Source organism: Aquirufa nivalisilvae (assembly GCF_003143535.1).
Taxonomy (GTDB): Bacteria; Bacteroidota; Bacteroidia; order Cytophagales; family Spirosomataceae; genus Aquirufa; species Aquirufa nivalisilvae.
In genome coordinates this window covers 2,771,390-2,795,886 of sequence record NZ_CP029346.1, presented here as the reverse complement: position 1 = coordinate 2,795,886, position 24,497 = coordinate 2,771,390, and the positions used below count along the sequence as shown (strand labels likewise).

Genomic DNA, 24,497 nt, shown 5'->3' with positions numbered 1-24,497 from the left:
GTTTATTTCTTTTTGATTTCAGCTTCTATGCCTCTTTCGTGAGCGGTATTAATAAATTCTTGAATTAATAATTGAATATCATGGTCTATAAAATGAACTTTCGTTGTGTCAATATACACATCTGAGCCAGAAGGGATTTTGCGAAAAGTTTCTTTTAAAGCCATTTTATGTAAAAAGGTGACGTCTTTTTGGAATTTAATCAAAATCTCATTTCCATTACTGAAAATAGAAAAAACGGAGGAGTAATTGGTCACAATAACGAAACCAATTCCTACAATGGTTCCTATAAAAATACCCCAAAGTAGGTCAACCATAACAACCACCACAATGGTGATAATAAATGGAATCCATTGTTTCCAACCTTCCGAAATTACTTTTTTGAACTGGGAAGGATGTGCTAATTTATATCCTGTGTATAAAAGTATGCTCGCTAAGCAGGCCAAGGGAATTTTGTTCAAATATTGGGGCAGTAATAAGACCGCTAATAACAAGAGAATTCCATGAAAAAATCCTGACATTTTACTCTTCCCTCCTGCGTATACGTTGGTAGAAGAACGAACAATCACTGAAGTGATAGGTAAGCCACCTAAAAAGCCAGAAAAAATATTACCTACTCCTTGGGCGACTAATTCTCGATCAGCAGAAGAAATTCTTTTAGCTGGATCCAATGAGTCTGTAGCTTCTAAAGAAAGCAAAGACTCTAAACTGGCTACCAATGCTAAAGTAATGGCTAGGCTATATACTTTGGGATTGCTGAGTAGCGCCCAATCAGGGAAAACCATGGCTTGACCTATTTCAGCTAAGCTCGAAAAAAGAGGTAATCCAACCATATGTTCTTTCGAGTTTCCTAAATACCATTCAGGTATCCACATGCCATAAGCCGTGTTGATTAAGATTCCCAATAAGACTACAAATAAGGAAGCGGGAAGCTGAGAAAGTAGGGGTACTTTTTTACTAAGGGGTGTCCACGAAAACAGTAGAAGTAAGCCTCCTAAAGCAATGATTAATGCCCCAGGATTAATGGATAAAAGTGAGCCAATTAATTCACTGAAGGTATTTTGGCCATCTGCACTTTGGTTAAATTCAAACTCTCCGATGAAGTCTAAATCATCACCAATGGCATGAGGGATTTGTTTTAGGATGATCACGATACCTATGGCCACCAACATTCCTCGAATAACCGATGAAGGGAAAAAACTTCCTAATTTTCCCATTTTAGCTAAGCCTAGTATGACTTGAATGATTCCTGCTAAAATAACAATGACTAAAAAACCGGCAAATGACCCTATATCTAAAATAGCATTGGCTACAATGATGGTTAGACCTGCCGCAGGTCCACTAACTGATAATTGAGAACCGGAGGCCCATGAAACGATGGTACCACCAATGATACCGGCAATTAATCCGGCAAGTAGAGGAGCACCCGAAGCCAAAGCTATACCTAGGCATAAGGGCAATGCGACCAGAAAGACCGCAATTCCTGATTTCCAATCCCCCTGCGCGAAGGATTGAATATAATTCTTGAATGACATATAAATGTGGTTTGATTAAAATCTACAATAAATTGAAATGGAGATTAACCACGCATGTCTGGAGGAGGGGAAAAGCTTTGTAAATGGGGATGTGTTAGCCTAAAGGGCTGAAATACATGAGTATCCTGAATAGATTCAGCATAAAATATAAATTGTAAATCTTCGTGTTTAGTAAAAACAGACAAGGCATGTTGAGTGTTACCTTCCTCTTCTTCTTCCTCTTCCTCGCAAAGCTCCACCCAGGGAGCCATGAACATTTTAGATTCTAAGTTGTCCGTCTTAATTGTTGTTTTTGAAACAGGTATGGTGGAGGCAGCCGTGATGGAATTAAGCTGCGAATACACCGTAGCTACCATCAAAAAGGCAAAGGCCAATAAAGAAAAACCTAGTTGTTTCATCAGTCAAATTTCTGGGTACTCTGAAAGATAATTTTAGCTTGATTATCTCTCTCTTGCACTAGAACTGGCACAAAGGTATCAAATTTATCCTTTCCATAACGCCATTCTTTTTTTAATCTTCCTCCACTTCCTTTTTCATGATACTCTCTCCATCGACCTACCTTAACACTATCATCCAGTTTACCCTCCTCCTTAAGTAGTCCATTCGGATAGAAAGATAAAAACTGTCCTACTATTTTGCCATAAACCTTTGGGACAACTTCTTTGATCTTTTTCTGTTCTTTATCATAATAGGAAATAATGGACTCCGCAGGGAAACCCTTTTTGTAATATTGTTTGTTTTCAAGTTCAAATTCTTGACCATAATTTTCCCATCTACCATCTTTGACCCCCATGTAAAAATGACCTTCTTCTACTAGATTTTCATGAACAAATTTTCGATAGGGACCATGGCAAATTTGGGCGTTTTTGCTGTCTTTGATGGGCGAATTAACAACCCTTGATTGAGCAGGGTCATACCACCAAATTTCTTGACTATATGGGCTTACAGCTTCATCTTCAATGTATTTTACCACATTGAGTTCTTCAACTGTTGCTCTATTTCCACTACCATATGTTCCAATTCGGCGTTCTGTTTTGACACCCTCGTATTCGTCTTTGATTTCTGCTTTTTTCTTTTTCGGGCTATTTTTTGATTTAGAACCGATGTTTTGAATCCCTAATTCAGATAAAATGGCCTTACTTTCTTTTTTCCAGTTAGCACTTTCATCTTTTCCTTTTCCCACTGCATCAGAGATACTTTGTAGGGTTCCTTTATCTCTTTTAGTACTATCAATAGGGGGCTTTTTACTGGTTTGCAAGGCGCTATTTTGTGCCAGACCTGGAATATATCCGAGTAGCAATAAACTTAAACCAAGAAATAAGTTCGATTTAATCATGTGAAATGGAACGATAGCACGGCAAAAATATTTCGCAAATTAAGAATTTAAATAATTAGAACCTGCTTTTATGTATTTTTGCACTCTTAAACCGCATTCATTAAGTAAAAATTGAATTCATTGGAAAAAGAAGCTAAAATATACGTCGCTGGACATCGAGGAATGGTGGGTTCATCCATCGTTAGGCAGTTACTTTCACAAGGGTATGCCAACTTAATTCTGCGAACTTCCGCCGAGTTAGATTTAAGAAATCAAGCAGCAGTAGATGCATTTTTTGCATTAGAAAAACCCGATTATGTATTTTTGGCTGCAGCAAAAGTAGGAGGAATTGTTGCTAACAACACCTACCGTGCGGATTTCTTGTATGAGAATTTAGCGATTCAAAATCATGTGATTCATGCTTCATTTGTTAATCAGGTTAAGAAGTTAATGTTTTTAGGTTCTTCTTGTATTTATCCCAAATTGGCTCCACAGCCTTTGAAAGAATCGTATCTATTGAGTGGATTCCTTGAACCAACAAATGAGCCTTATGCGATTGCCAAAATAGCGGGGATTAAGATGTGTGAGGCATATCGAGCTCAATACGGTTGTCAGTTTATATCTGTCATGCCCACTAATTTGTATGGGATGAATGATAATTATGACCTAGAGAATTCCCATGTATTGCCGGCTATGATTCGTAAATTTCATGAAGCTAAAATTCGTGGAGATCATTCAATTACACTTTGGGGGACAGGTTCTCCACAAAGAGAATTTTTGTATGCAGATGATCTTGCTGAGGCCTGTTTGTACCTCATGGAAAACTATAATGAATCTGAATTTATCAATATTGGTACGGGTGAGGATGTCAGTATTTTGGAATTAGCTGAAATGGTTAAAGAGGCTACGGGCTTTGAAGGAAGTATTCAATGGGATTCCTCTAGACCAGATGGTACGCCTAGAAAACTGATGGATGTGTCAAGATTGCATGAGCTAGGATGGAAGCATAAAGTGGAGCTAGAAGATGGTATTCAATTAGCTTATCAAGATTTTTTACAGAACCCTAACTCGAGGAAATAGGCAGGATGCAAGTGAAGGAGTGGTTTAGTACCTGGTTTGATTCCCCATATTATCATATTTTGTATGCCCAACGTGATGAAGTTGAGGCGGCTACGTTCATTCGTTCCTTACAGACAAAATTAAAGCTACAAGCAGGTGCCCATGTCTTAGATGTGGCCTGTGGTAAAGGAAGGCATGCCATCACGTTGCATGAATTAGAATTAGATGTCAAAGCATTTGACCTCTCTCCTTCTAATATTGAACAAGCACAAGCCTTTTCAACGGATAAATTGGCATTTTTTGTCCATGATTTAAGGATTGCTTTACCGGCACATTTTCAGTTTGACGCTATTTTTAATTTTTTCACCAGTTTTGGATATTTTGATTCACAAGAAGAAAACCAACAAGCTTTTCAAGTACTAAGTGAGGTTCTGAAACCACAGGGCATTTTTGTCATGGATTTTTTTAACCCTAGCTACGTCATTGCTCATCTGATTGAAGAAGAAAGCTTAGTGAGAGAAGGGATTACATTTCGAATCAGACGTTGGGAATCGAATGGCTATTTATTTAAATCCATTGATTTTGAAGACCATGGCGAGACATATCATTTTGAAGAACGAGTTGAATTAATATCGAAGAATGACTTCATTGCTTATGCGGCAAAAGCAGGTTTACATTTGGTGGATTTGCTTGGAGATTATAAATTAGGTTCTTTTGATGAAAAGAACTCGACCCGCATGATTTTTGTCTGGGTGAAAAAATAAGCCCCATGGATTTTTTTAACGCACTTTGGACGACAGAGATGCCTGATGGGCATTTTGAAACCCAGCTTCAGTCTTTACCTTTTTCTACTTTAGTTCCCAACAGGGTCCTAATTCAAGTAAGCTATTCCTCGCTTAACTATAAAGATGCCCTTTCTGCTAATGGACATAAAGGCATCACCCGAGATTTTCCGCATATTCCAGGTATCGATGCCGTGGGCAAAGTCTTTCAAGATCCCAGCAAAACATTTGCTATAGGACAAGAAGTGATTGTCACAGGATTTGATTTGGGCATGAATACACATGGAGGATTAGCTGAATATATTTCGGTACCTGTGCAATGGATCATTGCTCTTCCTCACGGCATGTCGTGTCTCAAAGCCATGCAATGGGGTACGGCAGGATTAACTGCCGGTATGGCTTTGGCGGCTTTATGGCACCATGGAATTAGGCCCAATCAGGGTGAAATTGTAGTGACAGGAGCAACAGGTGGCGTAGGTTTAGTGTCCATTTTATTGTTAAAACATATAGGTTTTCAAGTGACGGCAATCACAGGGAAAGTGGACCATTATGCATTTTTGAAACAATTGGGAGTTGATCGAATCATTGATCGGGAGGAATTTTTATCAGAAAAACCTCGAGCCCTTTATCCCATGCAATTTGCAGGAGCCATTGATGTGCTAGGAGGGGACGTACTAACGAAGATTATTAAAAGTCTGCATTTTGGAGGAGCTGTTTCGGCATGTGGTATGGCTTCCAGCGTCGAACTACCTTTGCAGATATATCCATTTATTTTACGTGGGGCTAATTTGTTTGGAATATATTCAGCTGATTCCCCTTTAGAAAAGAAACAAGAAATTTGGGATAAATTAGCCACAGCTTGGAATATTCCATTGGATCAAATTTCTCGCATAATTACATTAGCAGAAGCCCCAACATATTTAGCTATGATTCGAGAGGGTAATCATACAGGTAGGACTATTGTTCAAATCCAGTCCTAATATTTTATGAATTTCACAGGTGATTGGCTTGGGTAATCTGCCATTCTCAATACATAGGACCCCGAGGGTAAGCTTCTAACATCCATGCTAATACTGCTATCAGAAATAGAAGAAGTACTGATGGTCTTTTCTAAGACTTTCTTTCCTTGTAAATCCCAAATTTCAATATGGTATTCATCCAGCATAGACTGATCGGGTAATCCTAATTGAAGAAACTCTCTTGCAGGGTTTGGGAACAATGTTAGTTGTTGGTAAGGATTCTCCTTCTTCGTTGCTAATATGACCACATTGATGTAGTCAGACACAGCTAAACAGCCATTCGTATCCGTAACTTTTACTTGATATGCGCCTGATTGAATAGGAATGTAACTAGCTTGATTAGCTCCGGTAATTGCTGTGATTCCAAAGTACCATTGGTAAGCGTTGGCATTACTAGGCGCCTTTAAAATACCCGTGCTATAACTGACAGCAGGAGTGGGAATGGTTCCTACATTAATCGTTAGTGCTTGTGTTGTAACAGGACAAGACCCTGCGTAACTGGCTACCATTTCAAATTTACCTTTTGTAGTTGCTTTGTAGCTTAAACTTGTTGCGCCTGTTATCGCTTTCCCATTTAAATACCATTGAATGACAGTGTTTTCAGATGCGTTGCCTTGAATGGATACAGTAGCACCCTGACAAACCGTTAAATCCCCAACCGGGCTAATGGATGCAATGGGCGTATCTTTTATACTAATATTGGCATTAGCTCTAGGACTTGGACATCCTAAAGATTTAAATTTCATATCATAGAAATAGTAAAAACCTTGTAAGTAAATTTCTTTTGAAAAAGCCCCGGGAATATTTAAAATATTAGGGATACTATATGGGTAACCAATATTGTCTGGTAAATTTATGGTATCTGATTTACTTCGGTTACTTCGATATATCGAGGCACCATCTAAGCAGGTCTGACTAAGGTAATAGGTGCCAGCAATTGGTATTTGCAAATTAAGATTGACGACTAGCCCTTCATCTTTTTTGTCATCTACTAGTTGGCCTGTGCTACCTCCACTACTAAGAGTTCTACTTGCTTTGACTGTTTTTGTTACAGAAGATACGATATTTCCAGTTTCTTTATTGATTACATCAAAGGTGATTCTTCCAGCTGTACCAACATAAATTCGGGCACTTTCCAAGATGATGGGCACTTTTGCTTCTACAATTACAGTTGGCCCAAAGGAACCATAATAGGTTCCTCCTCCAAATTCAGATTTTGTTTTTGGACCTATTCCGCCACTAAAATCATTGTAAGAAGCGGAGTATTTACTATTACTGGGTACTTTAATATTTAAACCTGAACCTACTAAAGCATTATCACTATTATACCAAAGAGGTGTACCTGAAGTAGCCGTTAAGGTCAACTCCGATAGTCCAGAACATTGTATTCCGCTTACAATAGGGGCACTTGGATTTTCAATTGTTTTAACGAGAGAATAAGTATTGTTTAATGTATTTTGATCCGTGCTCAATAGCGTCGTAAGTTCAAAGGTATAAGCTTGCCCAGCTAGCAAATTAAAGTTTCCACTTACCGTTTCTTCGGTCTCTTTACCTGATATAATTTCAGCAATAGTGCCTGAATATTTTCCAACCTGAATGCCATTTTGTAGAATTTTCAACTCATATGGTACGTTCACTTGATCTTTCAGACCTTGATTTTTTACAAGGATGTTGAGGCTACTGCTTGTTGATGTGGCACAATAGCTGCCTGTTGGTGAACTAATTGATAAGGCACTTATATCATTGGATGCATTCGTGGTTAAAATGACATATTCTTCTATTTCACCACTACTAATGCTCCCACAAGACGCAGCTAAACTAGCATTGTTTCCTAATTCAGTAACAACCCTCATGCGATAATATTGTCCAGTTTCAGTAACTGGAAAATTCGATGCATTACCTGAAAATGTGCCAGCAGTAAGAATGCCGCTATCCAAAATCATTTCACCCGAATCATCAAAGTCTCCATCTTGATTCCAATCCACGAATACTTTAGTTTGCTTGGATTGAGCAGAACCATAAGTTAGGTCAATGGGTATTTTTGAGCCAATTTCTACCGGAATGGCATTTTGGGTGAAATCTTGACTTGTGGAAACACTGTTACTGTAGCTTCCTAAGGCGAATTTCGTTAAGATATTACTTTTATTTTGAGCCGAAATAGCGCAATAAGCTTTGCCTCCCATTCCTGAAATTAATAATGCGTAATCCTGCTTGGAATTTTTTAAAGTGCCTTTGTGAGATACCGTTAGACTATAACTTTTACCTGGCACTACGTTCTTGACTAAAATTTGTTCAATATTATCACGAATATTATCACCTGCGACAGCCGCTTTTGCTGGATTGTCTGGATCCAATATAAAGGGCAATAATTGGCCATCTTCAGACTGCAAGCGAATATCCAAATCATTCATTAACATGGGAATGCGGGAATTTACACTGGAAGGAATAATGGGCAATACTTTTCCATTACTACCTTCATATGCAGGGTCTGTCCAAGCAATAGTTACGTGCAATTGACCTTTACCTGAGGCAATTAAATCCATTTTTTTAGAGCCTCCATTTTGTAAAGTCTCTTCGGAAATAGAATAAGATTTATCTTTATTTTGCAGCATTTTCCCCGCTTTTTCCATATCCAATAATCCCCAACCGCTGGTGTAATCTGGGCCAGCCTGACCTACGTCAAATGCCGTATGAGTAACCAAGCCTCTAAGCGTAGAGGCCCACATGAATTTTTTATTTAGTTGCAAGTTTAGTTGTTGCAATAAAAATAGGGAACCAGATACTTGAGGAGTTGCCATCGAAGTGCCACTCATACGTTCATAATCGGTGTTACTTAGGTATCCCGTTGAAAATAAATCTTTCCCTATTCCAATGATTTCGGGTTTTATACGGCCATCGTCGGTAGGCCCGCGACTAGAAAAGCTGGTGATGGCAACATCTGTCGGTTTAACAGGAGGAGATGCCAGCGGCTCTGCTGCACCCACAGAAAGTAAATTTTTTGCAGTTGCAGGGCTAGCTACCGTATTAAATCCTGTATTGGTCGCTCTGACAACATTAGAAGAATCTTTGGTATTGCCAATTAGGTAATATTGACCTGCAGTAGGGCCATTCTCATCCGCGCTATTTCCAGCGGCGGCCACCATTAAATAATAGGGGGAATTATAAGCTATCTTATCTTTCGCCTGCGCATCGTCATCATAAAAACCGAATACATAATCTTCAGACACACTCATTTTATCATCTCCATACCATCGGTATTTGTTCACATCGGAATCGTAACTCCAACCCGCAATAGCTCCATAAGAGTGATTGCTAACAAGAAGATTAGGAGATGCCGCACTAATTTTGGAGTCATCATTTTGGAAGTCCCATGATTTTAAGGTGGCTTCAAATGCCATTCCCCGGGCCTCTGGATTAAATATTCCAGAAGCAATCATGGTTCCCCCCACGTGGGTGGAATGCTCCCCATAGGTGACGGTTTTTTCTTGAGGTAATATCCTGCCCGTTAATTCTTGATGAGTAACTCGAACAGTTTGTTCATCCCAAACAGCCAATTTCCCGTATAAACTATCTGATTTTCCTGTCAGGTTTATGCCTAATGAACCTCCTGAATAAAACTGATTTGTTTTTGTGGCAATAGATGCGGCTCTATTGGAGAAAACACTTTTGTATATTGGCCTACCGTTTGGATTTATACTTTGGAGATAAATGGATAGATTCCCAATTTTAGCAGAAGTAGCTATTCCCTTTTCTGCAGCTAGTTTTTGAATTTTGAGATATAAACTATCCTTTTGATTACTAAATTGTTCAGCAAAATTTAATATGGCCTTTCTTCTTTCTATAGGATATAATTCTCCTTGCCCCAGATTAGAATGAGATGTTAAAAAAAATAGAACAATCGCCGAAAAAAACTTGATTAAAGGTGTAGTTTTCAAATTGTTAGTGGATATGAATTTCGAAAATACTATAATTTATTTGATTTGCACACGAAAGGTTTTTCGGTGAAAATGACAGGGGCCATGACTAAGAATAGCTTTTCGATGTTCCATTGTCGGATATCCTGCATTTCGCTCCCAACCGTACTCAGGATATTCTAAGGCTAGTTTTTCCATTAATTCATCTCGATATGTTTTAGCTAAAATAGATGCCGCTGCTATGGAGAAAAACTTGGAATCGCCTTTAACGATACAAGTATGAGGGATTAATGGGTAGCTAATAAAGCGATTTCCGTCGACCAAAAGATGGTCGGGACGGTGTTTCAATTGATCAACTGCTAAGTGCATGGCTAGAACACTTGCTTTATAAATGTTGATTTGGTCAATCGTTGGAGCATCTACTTCAGCAACGGCATAGTCGATAGCTACACTTTCTATTTCTTTTTTTAAGATTGCTCTTTGTTTGGCATTCAATTGTTTGGAATCGTTTAAAAAAGGATGATAAAAATCCAAAGGTAAAATAACAGCTGCGGCAATGACAGGTCCAGCCAAACAACCTCGACCAGCTTCATCAAGACCAGCCTCAAAACCTTTATTTGATAAATAGGGAAGAAGTTTCGACATTTGTAATTAACTACTGAAAGGTGTTCTCTTTAATTAATCTTATTTCTGTAAAATTGATGAATATTTCTCTAAGCAATCTCATGCGCATAAAAATTTATCTTTTTTCAATTTTGTTTTTGACCTTGACCCAAGTTGTAGTCGCGCAGCAAGGCAAAACAAAAAAAATATTTCATTTAGCTGTTAAATCTGTTCGATTTAGTGGTGATGTTGCTAATAAGGAGGCTTTTTTGTTTAAGCCATCCATAGAAGTGGGATTTGGTATTCAAATGCCTATCAATAAACATTGGAGTTTCAATCCAGAGATTAATTTGGCTCAACGTGGACATCATGGTAGAATCAATTATTCGGACTCAACATATTCAGAAAGAACTATTACTTTGAATTACTTAGATTTAAACCCTAACTTTGAACTGACACTAGGACGGGTTTCTGAATTTTCTAGTAATTTTTCTATATGGGGAGGGCCATATTTTGGGATAGGGTTATGGGATAACACTATCGTTGAAAACCGAATTGTCAATCCTAATAATCCTAATCGCTATATCATAGTCTCCAATTCAAGTGAGAGTTTTTCGAGTGATTTTCGCCGTATTGATGCGGGTTTTAAGTTCGGTATAGGAATTGTATCTAAGCGATTTGTGGCTGCTGGATTCACATATCAAGCAGGTCTAGCAAATATCTCGGCGGCACCTATTAAAACTTACAATCAATCATTGGGCTTTTATTTTAGAATCTTTTTCGACGATATGTTTTAGTTTCTTTGAAATAGTAAGCGCTTTCCTAACTGACTTTCATTGAATTTCCCTTGAGAATAAGCTAGATGTCCAGAGACAAAAGTATGGGCTATGCTGGCACCAAAAGTATAGCCTTCCATGGGAGACCATTGGCATTGATAATGAAGATTGGATTTTTCAACTTTTTGAGGCGAGTCAAAATCTACAATGGCTAAATCGGCCCAATAGCCTTCTCTAATATATCCTCGATCCTGAATTTGAAAAATGTCAGCGACCGTATGAGCCGTTTTTTCTGCAATCTGTTCCAACGAAAGCACCCCTTCTTTTTCTAAATCAAACAGCATCAATAGGGGATGTTGGACCAAAGGTAAACCTGATGGCGATTTCCAATAACCTTGTTGCTTTTCTTCCCAAGTATGAGGCGCATGATCTGTTGCAATAATATCTAAGCTCCCAGTTTGTAATGCTTTTCTTAGTGCATTTTTATGTCTTGAATCTTTAATAGCAGGATTGCATTTGATTTGATTTCCTAGCTTTTCGTAGTCAGCAGCATCAAACCAAAGATGATGTACACATACTTCAGAAGTAATGCGTTTTTCTTTGGCAGCTTTGCCCGTTTCAAATAAAGCTAATTCTTCCTCTGTACTGATATGTAAAATATGTAATCGGGTATTCCACTTTTTCGCTAATTCAATCGCAGTCGAAGAAGACAAGTAACAAGCTTCTTCATTTCTGATTAACGGATGAATGAAAGCTGGCGCTTCTTCTGGGTATTTTTCATGAAATAATTGAGTTCGAGCTTTTACCGTTGGTTCATCTTCACAATGGGTAGCTATTAGCAGCTCGCTTTTTGAAAAGATATTTTCCAATGTTTTAGTATTATCTACTAACATATTGCCAGTAGAAGAACCCATGAATATTTTTATTCCGCAGACATCTTGTTTATTGGTTTTTAACACTTCCTCTAGGTTTTCATTCCCTGCCCCCATAAAAAATGAATAATTGGCCAAAGAGGAACGTTGGGCAATGGCATATTTATCTGCTAAGATCTCCTGACTTAATGCATTTGGAACAGTATTGGGCATTTCCATAAAGCTTGTTACACCACCGGCAACGGCAGCTCTAGCTTCACTAGCAATATGGGCTTTATGTGTTAAACCAGGCTCTCTAAAATGGACCTGGTCATCAATCATCCCTGGGAAAATATGTTTGCCACTTAAATCCATGATTTGCTCATTGCCTTGAGGACTAATGGAACTGGCTATTTTGTCAATTCGGCCATTTGAAATGCGTATATCCCCTTCAATTGTCTGTCCTTCGTTGACTATCTTGGCATTTTTTAATAGGTAATTTGACATATTACTCCGCTTTGATTTCTGTAATTTTAAATTCGGTTCTTCTGTTTTGTTGGTGCATTTCTTCGCTACATTCTACACCATCAGCACATTCATTGACTAATTGACTTTCTCCGTATCCTTTAGCTTTGATTCTCTTTTGATCAATGCCTCGTTGAACGATGTAACGAACGGCTGACTCTGCCCTTCGTTGAGATAATTTTTGGTTATAAGGAACACTACCTCTTGAATCCGTATGTGATCCTAATTCAATCGAAACATTGGTATTATCTCGTAAGAATTGAACAATTTTTTCTAATTCTTCGGAAGCATCATTTCGAATTTCTGAACGGTCTAGATTATAGTAAATCGGGTTGATTTGATACAATTGAGTGATTTCTTTTCCCACCTCTGCTTTGTCCATGACGATTTGCCAAACAAACGTGGTATCTGTAATTTCCTTTTTTAATAACCTAGCTGGAATTTCTCGCCCTTCCATGGAGAAGGTGGATCTCTTAGTTAAATAATCTTCTTTTTCACACACAAAATCAATCTGGTCATTTTCTGCTAAATCCAAGATTTCTAAACGACCTTTCTTGTTGCTGTAACTTGGGTCGATACTTTGTCCATTTCTACGTATACTGACTTTAACTGAATCAATAGGCTTGCCTGAAGGGTCAATGATTTCGGTTTGTAAAAAGTATTGAACAATCTTGTTTTCAGTAGCGGCTACAACTTGCGGAGCCTCATTGGTCCACCATCTTTCGGGGTTGATGGAAGGTGATTTGAAATAATAAATATCATCATCTCCTTTTCCTCCAGCACGGTTTGAACTAAAATATCCTGAAACAGAATCAACTAAACTAATTCCAAAATCATCTGAAATGGAGTTCATGGGAACACCTAAATGCTCGATCACAATTTCATTTTCATTGCGAGAGGCAACAAATAAATCAAGCCCTCCTAGGCTAGGATGGCCATCTGATGAAAAATATAATTTCCCATCTTCGCTCACAAAAGGGAATATCTCATCACCAGGCGTATTAATAGCAGAACCTAAATTTATAGGTCTACCAAACCTGCCAGAATTATCCATAGGTGAACGATAAATATCCAAGCCGCCTTTGCCTCCTCGTCTATTAGAACTGAAATACAGGGTTTTGCCATCGGATGAAAATGCGGGACTGCCATCCCATGCAATGGAGTCAGATATGGCTAATCTTTCTGGTAGAGACCAATCACTCCCATTTCTGCGACTAATATAAAGGTCTACATCGGGTGATAAATCTTTGTTCTTCCCTGTATTACCCCGTGCAAATACCACGGTATTGCCATCTTTAGAAAATGCTGGTGTCCCTTCATTGGCATTTTCTTTGTCTATCATCGGACTAAATAAATTCAATGAACCAATTTCAACGGGGCTTTTTAATGATGCCTTATATAATCCTAAATAGGGGAGTCCGTTGTTTTTGTAGATACTTTGTTTTCGAGAACTGGTAATGATTAATTCATCTCCTAATTTTCGAGCAGAGAATTCAGCCATTGGGGTGTTACCTTGAATTGCTTGGACTCCAACGGGGCTACTTTTTTTCTGTAACTCACTTACTTGTGGGAGATTTTCTAATTCAATTTCCGCTTTGAGCTTCAATGATTTACTGGGCTTATTTTGAAGAAAATCCTTTAAAGTCGTTTGAGCTAGAGCATAATTCCCTGTTGCCTTAGCGGCAAAGGCTAAATTGAAGCGAATCGTATTATCCGAATTTCCTTTAGCTAAAGCTGTTTGATAATAAGGCAATGCTGATGATATTCGATTAGAGAGTCGATACGATTCTGCAATAAAGTATGTGGTTTGGTCTAATTGATACCCCTTCTCAGCTAATGGTTTTAATTGTTGTATCACTAGCTCATATTCCCCTTTATCAAATGAGTTTAGTGCTTTTTTGAGCTTAAATTCATCTCCTTGGCAAGCAACAAGATATAGCGCAAAACTGATTCCTAGGAAGGAATGGATGATCAAGCGCAATGTTGACTTCGGTTTGGCGTATTTCATGGAGTGTAAAAGAAATTCAAATGTAACAAGCTAAGCTCATTTATTTCACGTACCTTTGTATAAATTTCGAAAATCGAAATAATTACAAGACAAAAGCGTCTTGCTTCTTACAGCAGTGATGTTGCAAATTTAGTATTATGAGAAAAAGAATTGATAAGAACGACGGCCGTCGTTCAGATTCAACCCCCAAGTCTTCGGACGACCGCCGATCAAGTAGAGGCGGAGAAAGAGCACCTTATGCAGGTCCTCGTGCCAATTCAGAAGGACGTACCTATTCAGGACCACGTTCAGATAGCCCAAGAAGTTTTTCTGGCCCAAGAAGAGATTCAGGAGATTCTCGTCGCCCATCTGGAGACGGAGAAAGAAGACCGTATTCAGGACCAAGAAGCGATTCAGATCGCAAGCCATACGATGGAAATCGTGAAGGAGGCGAGCGTCGTTCATTCTCTGGCCCAAGAAGAGATTCAGGAGATTCTCGTCGCCCATCAGGAGACGGAGAAAGAAGACCATATTCAGGGCCGAGAGGCGATTCAGACCGTAAACCATACGAAGGAAATCGTGAAGGAGGCGAGCGTCGTTCATTTTCAGGCCCAAGAAGAGATTCAGGAGATTCCCGTCGCCCATCAGGAGACGGAGAAAGAAGACCATATTCAGGACCGAGAGGCGATTCAGACCGCAAACCTTACGATGGAAATCGTGAAGGAGGCGAGCGTCGTTCATTTTCAGGCCCAAGAAGAGATTCAGGAGATTCCCGTCGCCCATCAGGAGACGGAGAAAGAAGACCATATTCAGGACCAAGAGGCGATTCAGATCGTAAACCATACGAAGGAAATCGTGAAGGAGGCGAGCGTCGTTCATTCTCTGGCCCAAGGAGAGATTCAGGAGATTCTCGTCGCCCATCAGGAGACGGAGAAAGAAGACCATATTCAGGACCGAGAGGCGATTCAGACAGCAAACCTTACGATGGAAATCGTGAAGGAGGCGAGCGTCGTTCATTCTCTGGCCCAAGGAGAGATTCAGGAGATTCTCGTCGCCCATTTGGAGATAGAGAGAGAAGGCCATATGATGCGAACCGAGAATTTTCAGAGGATAAGCCATTTGTGCCTAAAGAAGATTTTCGTTCTGAGCCAAGTAGCGAACAGGGAAATGATGAAGTAAAACCAAGAGCTTATTCAAGTGATCGTACTCGTCCTAATTCTAGAAGAGATGATGCTCCAGAAAGTAGAGATTTTTCTGAAGGAAGAAATGCCAAGTTTTCGAAGCGTGATACCTTTAAAAGTAGAAATCGCTATGAAGAAAAACCAGCATTTACCCCTCAGTATAAATTAGATCGATTTAGAGAAAAAGCCCCTGCTCGTGTTCAAAAGAAATTTATTCAGGAAGAGCGCAAAAATGATTCCATTCGTTTGAATCGTTTCATTGCCAATGCAGGTATTTGCTCTAGAAGAGATGCTGATAAGTTGATTGAAGCAGGAGAAATCAAAGTAAATAATAAAGTGATTACAGAAATGGGCTATCAAGTTCAGCCAACGGATATTGTAAAATATGGTAACCGTAAATTGAACAGAGAAAAGCCTGTATATGTACTTTTAAATAAGCCTAAGGATTTCATAACAACGACTGAAGATCCCAATGATCGTAAAACAGTGATGGAATTGGTGAAAAATGCTGGGGATGCCCGCATTTATCCAGTTGGTCGTTTGGATAGAAATACGACTGGTTTGATTTTATTGACCAATGATGGCGAATTAGCTGATAAATTAACGCATCCATCCAATGAGATTGAAAAAATCTATCAAGCCGAATTGGATAAGCCCTTGACGGATGAAGATTTAGAAAAAATTAAGGCTGGTTTGACTTTAGAGGATGGAGAAATCAAAGTAGATGATATCGCTAAGGTTACACCAGATGGCTATGTTGTAGGGGTGAAAATCCACTCAGGTAAAAACCGAATTGTTCGTCGTATTTTCGAACACGTAGGTTATGAAGTAACTAAGTTGGATAGAACTACCTTCGCAGGATTAAATAAGAAAGATTTACCAAGAGGAAATTGGAGATATTTATCCGAAAGAGAATTGGTTAAGTTGAAATACTTAATGTAGTAACAAACAAAAGGCCCATGTGAATGGGCCTTTTGTTTTAATTATCATGATGCTTGTTATTTCAACAACCAAGCGAAGCATTATATATTCATCAATGATTCTCTTCTTCTCATTTTTCCAGCTGGGATACCAAACATCATTTTGAAACGACGGCAGAAATAAGCTGTGTCTTTATAGCCTACTTCGGAACCAATGGCACGGATGGATTTTTTCGTTGTTCTCAATAATCCAACAGCTGCTTCCATACGTTGGTATTCAATATAATCCTGTGGATTAATACCAGTCAGCATTTTGAAATATTGACCTACATAATCTTCGGATACGTTGGCTACGTTCGCTAAAACTTTATTAGAAAGATCACCACCCAAGTTATCTTTGATATAAGCAAAAATGTCGATTAAGCGTGGGTCTTTGAAATAAGTACTGTTCGTGGCTAATTGCTCGACAAACAAACGGTTACGAATGATATAACGAATCACTTCAATAACAATTTCTTCTGTCTTAATTTTAATGATACGACCTTTGCCTATCTCTTCTGACATGTCTTCCAACAAGATTTCCTTGATGGATTGCGCTAAGTCATCATCTTTTTTTATCAAAAACGGAGGTATGTCTAAGGAAGTAAAGAAGTTGACCGAGTCAAATACCTTAGCTTCAAATGCTACCATACCAAATGAGTTATCAGCTTTACCGATGGTATTAGGATCCATGTTTTGATCGAAATACAATTCACGGTGAGTCATGAATTCTTCATTGTTGACGGCTTTCGGTTTTTCAGAATTACCGTAGGTCACACTAACCATTTTTCCGCCAGGTATAAAGAGCATATCACCCTCTTCTACAGGAGTGTCTTCTTCACCAAAAGAAACCTCACCTTTGTACAAAATCAAGAGGGAGTTTTCTACATCATAATAATTTTTGATGCGGATTGGTTGTAATATTCTAATGTTTCTCGCCTTAATGAATTTAACACCAAGGGATTCGATAATTTTGTTATAATCTTCCATTTTTTTGCTCGTTTACAAACATTCAGAACATTTGTAGGATTAAACTTGGACAAAACTAATAAAACAGATAATAATTCCAAATTATTTAATCCAATTTTTTCCTTAAATTGACAAATAAATTATTGTAATAAACCTATAATTGACAGCTTATGGGTAGGAAAGTATTTAAAGCGTACTTTAGATTGACTTTTATAATTATTTCGAGGATATTCCATTTTTTGATTTAATTTAAATAATTAGCTCGTTTTTTATTGGTAAATTTGTTTTTTAGCTTTAGTTCAGCCACGCGACTGGAGTATATTTTAGCATTCAATTATGGGAATTTTTAATTTTCTAACCAAGGATATTGCCATCGACTTAGGTACGGCTAATACCCTGATTATTCACAAAAATCAAGTGGTGGTAGATGAGCCATCCATTATCGCATTGGATAGGACTACCAATAAGGTTTTGGCCGTTGGTAGACAAGCCATGATGATGCATGAAAAGACCAACGATAACATCAAAACGATTCGTCCACTGAAAGATGGTGTAATTGCCGACTTTACAGCAGCTGAGTTAATGATGCGCGGCTTGATTAAAATGATGGACAAAGGAAATTCATTTTTCTCTCCAGCATTACGCATGGTGATCTGTATTCCTTCTGGTATTACAGAGGTGGAAAAGAGAGCGGTAAAAGATTCGGCAGAGCATGCCGGTGCACGTGAAGTATACATGGTTCATGAGCCGATTGCTGCGGCGATTGGAATTGGAATAGATATCGAACAACCTAACGGTTCTTTAGTAGTAGATATTGGAGGAGGAACCACAGAAGTAGCTATTATTTCTTTAAGCGGTATCGTCGTAGAGAATTCAATACGCGTTGCGGGAGATGAATTTACCCGTGATATCAAAGATTACTTATTAAGAGAGCATAAGCTGATTATCGGGGAACGCTCTGCAGAACAAATCAAAATTCAGGTAGGTGCAGCTTTACCAGAACTTGAAAACCCACCAGCTGATTTTGAAATCCGTGGTCGTGATCAAATGACAGGTATACCTAAAGAGATCTTAATCAATTACTCTGAAATAGCATATGCTTTAGATTCGTCCATTACTAAAATTGAAGTAGCAATCATGGAAACGCTTCAGCGGGCTCCTGCTGAGTTATCTGGGGATATTTTCCATAATGGAATCCACTTGGCAGGTGGTGGTGCCATGCTACACGGACTTGACAAACGTATTGAAAAGAAAACGCAATTGAAAGTTCATGTAGCAGACGATCCTTTAAAAGCCGTTGTTCGTGGAACAGGAGAAATTTTGAAGAATTTAGAGAAATATAAGCCTGTTTTAATCACCTAGTCACCCCATATTTTGGTATGAATCAATTGTTTCAATTCCTCTTACGACAAAGGAACTTCCTATTGTTTTTCGTATTGGAATTGATCAGTTTGTGGTCAGTTTTTAAATACAATGACTACCAGAGAACCCTATATTTCAATACCACTAACCAGTGGGTGGCGTCTTTATTAGCTCAAAAACAAGAAGTTCAGAACTATTATCAGTTGAGAGATATCAATCGAGAATTGGCTTCAGAAAATGCCCAATTGCGCCAAGAAGTATTTCGATTGAAAGCCCAGAAAGCACCCGATTTGAAGTTGCCTTACTACATCAATGAGGCAGTGCTAAATCGATATCAACCCGTAGCCTGCAAAGTCATTGATTTGACAACCCAGCAATCTCAGAATTATTTAACGATTGATAAAGGGACCAAGGATGGGCTTCATCCAGGAATGGCCGTTATTTCTTCCACAGGAGTTGTAGGGAAGGTACTGTCTTGCACAGAGAATTTATCGATGGTCATTTCAATTTTACACATTAACAACACCGTTTCGGCAAAATTAAAGTCCAGTGGCGAATTAGGCTATGTTAAATGGGCCGGCTGGCAGCCCGAAGTAGCTGAAATGATGGATGTGTCCAAATACAAAAAAGTAGTTAAGGGAGATACCGTGGTAACATCGGATTACAATGCGGTTTTTCCTCCCAATGTGCCTATTGGGATTGTAGCTAAGCTTGGCTTGAAGAAGGATGGAAATTTTCATGATATTAAAATCATGTTGTTAACTCATTTTTCTACGTTGCAATATGTTTACGTGATTAAAAATAGATTAGCATGGCAACAAGCCAAATTGGAACAATCTAAACCTAAGCCGGAATAAGATGGGATCAGGTAGCACCTTTCGATGGATTTTGACGGTTATTTTTACATTACTTATTCAAGTATTGTTTTTAAGGGATTTGACCATAGCCTACTTTGCTTTTTGTTTCTTGTATGTATGGCCACTAATTAAAGCACCAATAGATACTCCACCGGCCTACCTAATGTTAGGAGCCTTTGTGCTAGGTTGGATAGTAGATGTGTTTTATAATACCCACGGAATGCACGCCTTCGCCTCTGTGTTTATCGCATCCTTACGCTCTCCAATTTTCCGTTTGTTGACGCCAGCTAATGGTTATGATGAACGTTCTAGTGTAAGTTTACAAGAAATGAGGCCCTTATGGTTTTTTTCTTATTTATTTTTGATGCTATTTTGTCATCACACACTATTATTTCTTTTGGAAGCTAGCGATTTCGAATTAGTGGGAATTAGCTTATTGAGAGGGCTTTCAAGTTGTTTATTAGGAATTTTAGTCTTTGGAATACTAGAGCTTTTTAATTTGAATAAGTAAGCCTTTTTGTCATATTTTTCCTTTCTTTTTTCTTGGGCATAAAATTGTAGGAAGGAAATACGTTATCAGAAAATGATAATGCTTTAATATAATGACTATGGACGTCCAAGTAGAAAATGAAATCGACCCTTCGCCACATGCGAGACAGATTTTTGAAAAAGAATTTATGCCGCATTTAGATGCGATGTATAATTTTGCTTTGAGATTGACAAATGATGAGGATGATGCGCAAGATTTGGTTCAAGATACTTGCTTAAAAGCCTATCGCTTTATCAATTCTTTTGAGCCCGGTACCTATGCAAAAGCCTGGTTATTCCGCATTCTAAAGAATAATTTCATCAATGACTACCGCAAAAAATCTCGTGGTCCATCCAAAGTAGAATTTGAATGGGTCGAGCAATCTTTTGCTGGAGATGATGATCCTGAACCTGCTCATCAAGCAGATTTACATGCTGAAACAGTCAATGAAATGCTGGGAGATGAAATCACTAAAGCCATTCAAGCTTTGCCAGTTGATTTCAGAATGATTATCATTTTATGTGATTTGGAAGAGTTTAGCTACGAAGAAATGGCTAAAATTTTAAATATTCCTATTGGTACTGTACGTTCACGTTTACACCGTGCCAGAGCATTATTGAAAGACTCTTTAGCTACTTATGCTAAATCAAAAGGATATGGAGCTGACACTTTGTCAGATTTGGATTGAACTTTTACACCAAGGCTTGCGTTAGCCCAAACAGAATGAATTAATTAATGAGCATGAAGAAGAGCTGTGAACATCAGAAAGATTGCATGAAGCTAATCCAGCGAATATTGGATAAAGAAGCAAGTCCAGAAGAGGAGGCTGCCTTTTTGGCCAATAAAAATCAATGTATTCCATGTCAAGAGGGATATGAATTGGAGACATCTTTAAAAAAGGCAATTAAAGAAAAATGTACTGCGAAATGCCCTGACGAACTTTTCGCCCGGATCAAAGAGAAACTTTTTCTATTAATTATCCTTATTTCCATCTTAATTCCCTTATTTTGTTAGCTTAAACAAACAACAATTTTTTGGAAGGGAAATTAATTATTTTTTCAGCACCTTCGGGTTCAGGTAAAACGACCATCGTTAAAGAACTCATCAAAAATAATTCCAATTTGGGATTTTCTATTTCAGCATGTACACGAGATAAGCGTGGAAGATCAGAGGAGAACGGAAAAGATTATTATTTTTTAACTCCAGAAGAGTTTCGTCAAAAAATCAATGAAGAGGCTTTTGTTGAATGGGAAGAAGTCTATCCCGGTGCCTATTATGGCACATTAAAATCAGAAATTGAGCGTATTTGGGCATCTGGAAAGCATGTTATTTTTGACGTGGATGTTAAAGGAGGTCTAGCTCTCAAGAAATATTACGGAGAACGTGCATTGGCCATTTTTGTAAAGGTTCCAACCTTAGAAATATTGGAAGAGAGATTACGGTCTAGGGGCACAGAAAGTGAGGAGGCTTTATCCAAGCGTATTTTTAAGATGAAATTTGAATGGTCTTTCCAAAGTCAATTTGATGTCATTTTAGTAAATGATAAATTAGAGGAAGCTATTGAAAAGGCGCAAGCCCTTTTCGATGATTTTACCAAATAATCCATGAAAATCGGTTTATTTTTTGGTTCATTTAATCCCATTCATCATGGACACTTGATGATTGCACAAGCGGTATTGAACCAAACCGATGTCCAACAGATTTGGTTTGTTGTTTCTCCGCAGAACCCGCATAAAAAGAGTAAAAGCCTCCTTCATGAATTTGATCGTTTAGATCTTGTGGAAAGAGCCATTGCGGATAATTTTCAATTCAAAAGTTGCGACATTGAATTTAGCTTGAAGAAACCTTCCTATACCATTGATACCCTCATTCATTTATCTGAGAAATTTCCCCAGCATGAATTTGAATTGATTTTGGGAGGAGATAATTTGGAACAATTTAAAAGTTGGAAAAATTACGATAAGATTCTTGATTATTTTGGGCTTTACGTATATCCTAGAGGGGAAGATCCTACTAGCGAGCTTTGGAAGCATCCTAAAGTAAAAAAGGTCAATGCGCCAGTTTTACATATTTCTGCTACGTATATCAGAGAGTGTATTCAAAAAAATCAGTCGATTAAATATCTAGTTCCTGATAACGTAGAGCAGTTAATCGCTCAGAAAAAATTCTACATTTAGGCCTTAAGCGCTTAAATTTTGTTCTCTTTTTTTAGTCCATTTCCTTTTTTGCGACTGTGCCTTTGGTGGGTTTTGGGAATAATAATCGTCCCCAATCAAACTTGGAGTAAGGATGTTTTAGCTATGTATGGTTTATTTTTATGCATACTGATGTGCCTCGTTTTATGGACTAAAAACAAGGACATTTTTTATTCAATTTTAATTTCATTTGTTTGCCTAATCGCGGCATTTCTTCGGACTCAAGAAGTAAAAAATCGTTTTCAAAAACCTCCATCAGATGTTTGGGCCATTCGATTTCAAATTACAAGTACTCCCCAAATAAAACCGAAGACATATGCATTTGAAGGTGAAATTTCAGCATTTATGGATGCAAAAGGTCGTTGGAAAAGGATTCGAACGAAAAGCATTTTTTACTTGGAAAAAACAGGAGCTATACCTCAAATAGGTGATTTTTATTTAGCTAAGACTAAGCTCCAATTCATTCGACCCGCTGCGTTTCCCTATGGACAAGATTGGCCTAAATATTATGCTAAAAAGGGGATTTTCTCAACAGCCTATTTAGCCGCATCATGGACAAAGTTGGAAAAGAGACCCGAACTGTTCTCATTTAAGCACTATTTTGATAGGTGGCAGCACCGTTTTCTGCAACACCTTCATCAGGTAGTTCGAGGAGAAAGAAATAAGTCTGTGGCTGGTGCTATGTTATTGGGAAGTCATGAAAAGATCGACTTTGAAACTAAAAAGAGTTATGCAGCCTTAGGGGCCATTCATATTCTATCTGTTTCTGGCATGCATGTAGGAATACTATTTTTATGCATTCAATTTATACTAAAATTTATCCCAAAACGTAAGCTGATTGCTAAAATAGGCCTTTTTATCTTACCTCTAATTCTCATTTGGTTTTATGCAGGTGTAACTGGATTTTCGGCTCCAGTATTACGAGCCAGTTGGATGTTTTCGGTCGTCTTATTTGCCCAAACATTTCGATATCCTATGAATTCAATCAATATGCTATCCTTCACAGCTTTTGTCATATTGGTTTGGGATCCCATGCAATTATATGATGCTGGTTTTCAACTTTCCTTTTTAGCCGTTTTAGGTATACTCGTTTACCAACCTATTTTAAGCTCTATTGGAATGCCTTCAATTAAAAATCCAATGATTAATTACATCTTAAAACAAGTGGTTTCGTTGACGATGGTGGCCATTTCAGCCCAGTTATTGACCTTTCCTTGTATCTTGTATTACTTTCATCAATTTCCACATGTGGGGATCATGTTATTAGCAAATCCAATATTGGTTTTACTATCTTCCATCTCTTTGGTATTAGGAATGATATTTCTATTAACCGCCTCAGTATTTAGCGCAATCAGTTTGAGTAAGTGGTATTATTTTATTGGTACGGTGTTTGATGATAGTCTCACTTTATTGCATGAAATCATGTTTTGGATAGATACTGTTTTTCAACCAACAATTCCGTTTTTACATTGGGATATTTGGATGTTTTTTCCTTATTTTTTATTACTTATGGTGGGAAAATACTGGTGGGAAACTCGAAATACATTCCTACTATGGGGATTGTGTGTATTAGTCATTGGAAGTGTATTCTATTTTCAGTTGGAGAAATGGAAAACGGTACATGATCAAAAGATTGCCTATTTAGGTCAATATCGAGGGGAGCCAGTTTGGCTTGAAGTGGAAGGAATAAATGCAAAAATAGTTGGTTCCAATAGTATGTCTCATGATCCTGCTTGGATACAGTCTAATATATCTCCTTTATTAGCACACAATTACATACAAGATACTGTTCAGCTGAACTGGGAAGATGGAAAGAATGTTTCTTGGTATTGGAAAAGGAAGAGCTTTTACCTTGCACATCAATTTCATGTATTTTTTCCAACAGAAATCGATGTTTTGATTATCGATAGCAAATCAAAAAAACAAGGTTTAGATTGGTTAAGAACTACGAGACAAGTGGATTGGCTTTGGACTCAATCATTATCAGCTTATTATCTCAAAAAAGTGGCAGAGATGAGTCCTTTGTCCAAGCAGCAAGTAGCATTAGACACCATTTCTGCCCAGGTATATTAAAAAAGGCTG

At 38.1% G+C, this 24,497-nt stretch carries 21 protein-coding genes; 13 read left to right on the top strand and 8 right to left on the bottom strand.

What is annotated here, in order from left to right; translation table 11 throughout:
* Positions 1–2: 2 nt before the first annotated feature.
* The 3 genes from HME7025_RS11895 to HME7025_RS11885 are packed head-to-tail and all read right to left on the bottom strand — an operon-like array spanning position 3 to position 2,868.
* Complete coding sequence (locus HME7025_RS11895) at positions 3–1,532, bottom strand: SulP family inorganic anion transporter (RefSeq protein WP_109324323.1); 1,530 nt, start codon at positions 1,530–1,532, stop codon at positions 3–5.
* A 44-nt stretch (positions 1,533–1,576) separates the two neighbouring features.
* Positions 1,577–1,930 (bottom strand): hypothetical protein, encoded by a 354-nt coding sequence (locus HME7025_RS11890; protein WP_109324319.1) that lies wholly within the window; start codon positions 1,928–1,930, stop codon positions 1,577–1,579.
* Complete coding sequence (locus tag HME7025_RS11885; protein WP_109324318.1) at positions 1,930–2,868, bottom strand: toxin-antitoxin system YwqK family antitoxin; 939 nt, start codon at positions 2,866–2,868, stop codon at positions 1,930–1,932. Before HME7025_RS11885 ends, HME7025_RS11890 begins: the two co-directional genes overlap by 1 nt.
* A 120-nt stretch (positions 2,869–2,988) precedes the next feature.
* Here HME7025_RS11885 and fcl point away from each other — a divergent pair, with 120 nt between their 5' ends.
* Genes fcl through HME7025_RS11870 form a run of 3 tightly spaced genes read left to right on the top strand, consistent with a single transcriptional unit; the run spans position 2,989 to position 5,668 of the window.
* Positions 2,989–3,927 (top strand): GDP-L-fucose synthase, encoded by a 939-nt coding sequence (gene fcl, locus HME7025_RS11880; protein WP_109325441.1) that lies wholly within the window; start codon positions 2,989–2,991, stop codon positions 3,925–3,927.
* Positions 3,928–3,932: 5 nt separating this feature from the next.
* Positions 3,933–4,670 carry an SAM-dependent methyltransferase gene (locus HME7025_RS11875; RefSeq protein WP_109324317.1) on the top strand — a complete coding sequence of 246 codons (738 nt, stop codon included), beginning with the start codon at positions 3,933–3,935 and terminating at the stop codon, positions 4,668–4,670.
* Positions 4,671–4,675: 5 nt separating this feature from the next.
* Complete coding sequence (locus HME7025_RS11870; protein WP_109324316.1) at positions 4,676–5,668, top strand: YhdH/YhfP family quinone oxidoreductase; 993 nt, start codon at positions 4,676–4,678, stop codon at positions 5,666–5,668.
* On the opposite strand, the gene HME7025_RS11865 is transcribed toward HME7025_RS11870, so the two are convergent.
* Positions 5,665–9,642, bottom strand: coding sequence for a S8 family serine peptidase (locus tag HME7025_RS11865; RefSeq protein WP_109324315.1), 3,978 nt, complete (start codon positions 9,640–9,642; stop codon positions 5,665–5,667). The genes HME7025_RS11870 and HME7025_RS11865 overlap by 4 nt on opposite strands.
* Positions 9,643–9,678: 36 nt before the next feature.
* On the bottom strand, positions 9,679–10,266 hold the full coding sequence (locus tag HME7025_RS11860) for a ribonuclease HII (protein ID WP_109324308.1): 588 nt from the start codon (positions 10,264–10,266) through the stop codon (positions 9,679–9,681).
* Positions 10,267–10,346: 80 nt separating this feature from the next.
* On the opposite strand from HME7025_RS11860, the gene HME7025_RS11855 reads away from it, so the two are divergent.
* Positions 10,347–11,021, top strand: a complete 675-nt coding sequence (locus HME7025_RS11855; protein WP_161956244.1) for a porin family protein — start codon at positions 10,347–10,349, stop codon at positions 11,019–11,021.
* On the opposite strand, the gene HME7025_RS11850 is transcribed toward HME7025_RS11855, so the two are convergent.
* Together HME7025_RS11850 and HME7025_RS11845 are read right to left on the bottom strand one after the other, a co-directional pair.
* Positions 11,018–12,358, bottom strand: a complete 1,341-nt coding sequence (locus HME7025_RS11850) for a dihydroorotase (protein WP_109324303.1) — start codon at positions 12,356–12,358, stop codon at positions 11,018–11,020. The two genes, HME7025_RS11855 and HME7025_RS11850, sit on opposite strands and share 4 nt — an antisense overlap.
* 1 nt (position 12,359) lies before the next feature.
* The gene (locus HME7025_RS11845; RefSeq protein WP_109324302.1) at positions 12,360–14,384 is read right to left on the bottom strand and encodes an OmpA family protein; all 2,025 of its coding nucleotides are present in this window, start codon (positions 14,382–14,384) and stop codon (positions 12,360–12,362) included.
* A 137-nt stretch (positions 14,385–14,521) separates the two neighbouring features.
* Between HME7025_RS11845 and HME7025_RS11840 the strand changes: the two genes are divergently transcribed.
* The gene (locus HME7025_RS11840; RefSeq protein WP_109324301.1) at positions 14,522–16,486 is read left to right on the top strand and encodes a pseudouridine synthase; all 1,965 of its coding nucleotides are present in this window, start codon (positions 14,522–14,524) and stop codon (positions 16,484–16,486) included.
* Between the two features lie 80 nt (positions 16,487–16,566).
* On the opposite strand, the gene HME7025_RS11835 is transcribed toward HME7025_RS11840, so the two are convergent.
* Entirely contained in the window at positions 16,567–17,493 is a 927-nt protein-coding gene (locus HME7025_RS11835; RefSeq protein ID WP_109324300.1) for an AraC family transcriptional regulator, read from the bottom strand.
* Between the two features lie 315 nt (positions 17,494–17,808).
* Here HME7025_RS11835 and HME7025_RS11830 point away from each other — a divergent pair, with 315 nt between their 5' ends.
* From HME7025_RS11830 to HME7025_RS11795, 8 genes are all read left to right on the top strand, one after another.
* Complete coding sequence (locus HME7025_RS11830) at positions 17,809–18,834, top strand: rod shape-determining protein (protein WP_109324299.1); 1,026 nt, start codon at positions 17,809–17,811, stop codon at positions 18,832–18,834.
* 17 nt (positions 18,835–18,851) lie between these two features.
* Complete coding sequence (mreC, locus tag HME7025_RS11825; RefSeq protein WP_109324298.1) at positions 18,852–19,691, top strand: rod shape-determining protein MreC; 840 nt, start codon at positions 18,852–18,854, stop codon at positions 19,689–19,691.
* A 1-nt stretch (position 19,692) separates the two neighbouring features.
* On the top strand, positions 19,693–20,202 hold the full coding sequence (locus tag HME7025_RS11820) for a hypothetical protein (protein ID WP_109324295.1): 510 nt from the start codon (positions 19,693–19,695) through the stop codon (positions 20,200–20,202).
* A gap of 97 nt (positions 20,203–20,299) precedes the next feature.
* Complete coding sequence (locus HME7025_RS11815; RefSeq protein ID WP_109325439.1) at positions 20,300–20,908, top strand: sigma-70 family RNA polymerase sigma factor; 609 nt, start codon at positions 20,300–20,302, stop codon at positions 20,906–20,908.
* A gap of 53 nt (positions 20,909–20,961) precedes the next feature.
* Positions 20,962–21,234 carry a phosphohydrolase gene (locus HME7025_RS11810; RefSeq protein WP_109324294.1) on the top strand — a complete coding sequence of 91 codons (273 nt, stop codon included), beginning with the start codon at positions 20,962–20,964 and terminating at the stop codon, positions 21,232–21,234.
* Positions 21,235–21,254: 20 nt separating this feature from the next.
* The gene (gene gmk, locus HME7025_RS11805) at positions 21,255–21,821 is read left to right on the top strand and encodes a guanylate kinase (RefSeq protein WP_109324293.1); all 567 of its coding nucleotides are present in this window, start codon (positions 21,255–21,257) and stop codon (positions 21,819–21,821) included.
* Between the two features lie 3 nt (positions 21,822–21,824).
* Entirely contained in the window at positions 21,825–22,397 is a 573-nt protein-coding gene (nadD, locus tag HME7025_RS11800) for a nicotinate (nicotinamide) nucleotide adenylyltransferase (RefSeq protein ID WP_109324291.1), read from the top strand.
* A gap of 123 nt (positions 22,398–22,520) precedes the next feature.
* The gene (locus HME7025_RS11795; RefSeq protein WP_154401972.1) at positions 22,521–24,488 is read left to right on the top strand and encodes a ComEC/Rec2 family competence protein; all 1,968 of its coding nucleotides are present in this window, start codon (positions 22,521–22,523) and stop codon (positions 24,486–24,488) included.
* The last annotated feature ends 9 nt before the right edge of the window (positions 24,489–24,497 follow it).

Coding starts and splice junctions, on each gene's coding strand:
- HME7025_RS11895 (WP_109324323.1), bottom strand. CDS start 1,532: ATGTCATTCAAGAATTATATTCAATCCTTCGCGCAGGGGGATTGGAAA.
- HME7025_RS11890 (WP_109324319.1), bottom strand. CDS start 1,930: ATGAAACAACTAGGTTTTTCTTTATTGGCCTTTGCCTTTTTGATGGTA.
- HME7025_RS11885 (WP_109324318.1), bottom strand. CDS start 2,868: ATGATTAAATCGAACTTATTTCTTGGTTTAAGTTTATTGCTACTCGGA.
- HME7025_RS11875 (WP_109324317.1), top strand. CDS start 3,933: ATGCAAGTGAAGGAGTGGTTTAGTACCTGGTTTGATTCCCCATATTAT.
- HME7025_RS11870 (WP_109324316.1), top strand. CDS start 4,676: ATGGATTTTTTTAACGCACTTTGGACGACAGAGATGCCTGATGGGCAT.
- HME7025_RS11860 (WP_109324308.1), bottom strand. CDS start 10,266: ATGTCGAAACTTCTTCCCTATTTATCAAATAAAGGTTTTGAGGCTGGT.
- HME7025_RS11855 (WP_161956244.1), top strand. CDS start 10,347: ATGCGCATAAAAATTTATCTTTTTTCAATTTTGTTTTTGACCTTGACC.
- HME7025_RS11850 (WP_109324303.1), bottom strand. CDS start 12,358: ATGTCAAATTACCTATTAAAAAATGCCAAGATAGTCAACGAAGGACAG.
- HME7025_RS11845 (WP_109324302.1), bottom strand. CDS start 14,384: ATGAAATACGCCAAACCGAAGTCAACATTGCGCTTGATCATCCATTCC.
- HME7025_RS11840 (WP_109324301.1), top strand. CDS start 14,522: ATGAGAAAAAGAATTGATAAGAACGACGGCCGTCGTTCAGATTCAACC.
- HME7025_RS11835 (WP_109324300.1), bottom strand. CDS start 17,493: ATGGAAGATTATAACAAAATTATCGAATCCCTTGGTGTTAAATTCATT.
- HME7025_RS11830 (WP_109324299.1), top strand. CDS start 17,809: ATGGGAATTTTTAATTTTCTAACCAAGGATATTGCCATCGACTTAGGT.
- mreC (WP_109324298.1), top strand. CDS start 18,852: ATGAATCAATTGTTTCAATTCCTCTTACGACAAAGGAACTTCCTATTG.
- HME7025_RS11820 (WP_109324295.1), top strand. CDS start 19,693: ATGGGATCAGGTAGCACCTTTCGATGGATTTTGACGGTTATTTTTACA.
- HME7025_RS11815 (WP_109325439.1), top strand. CDS start 20,300: ATGGACGTCCAAGTAGAAAATGAAATCGACCCTTCGCCACATGCGAGA.
- HME7025_RS11810 (WP_109324294.1), top strand. CDS start 20,962: ATGAAGAAGAGCTGTGAACATCAGAAAGATTGCATGAAGCTAATCCAG.
- nadD (WP_109324291.1), top strand. CDS start 21,825: ATGAAAATCGGTTTATTTTTTGGTTCATTTAATCCCATTCATCATGGA.
- HME7025_RS11795 (WP_154401972.1), top strand. CDS start 22,521: ATGTATGGTTTATTTTTATGCATACTGATGTGCCTCGTTTTATGGACT.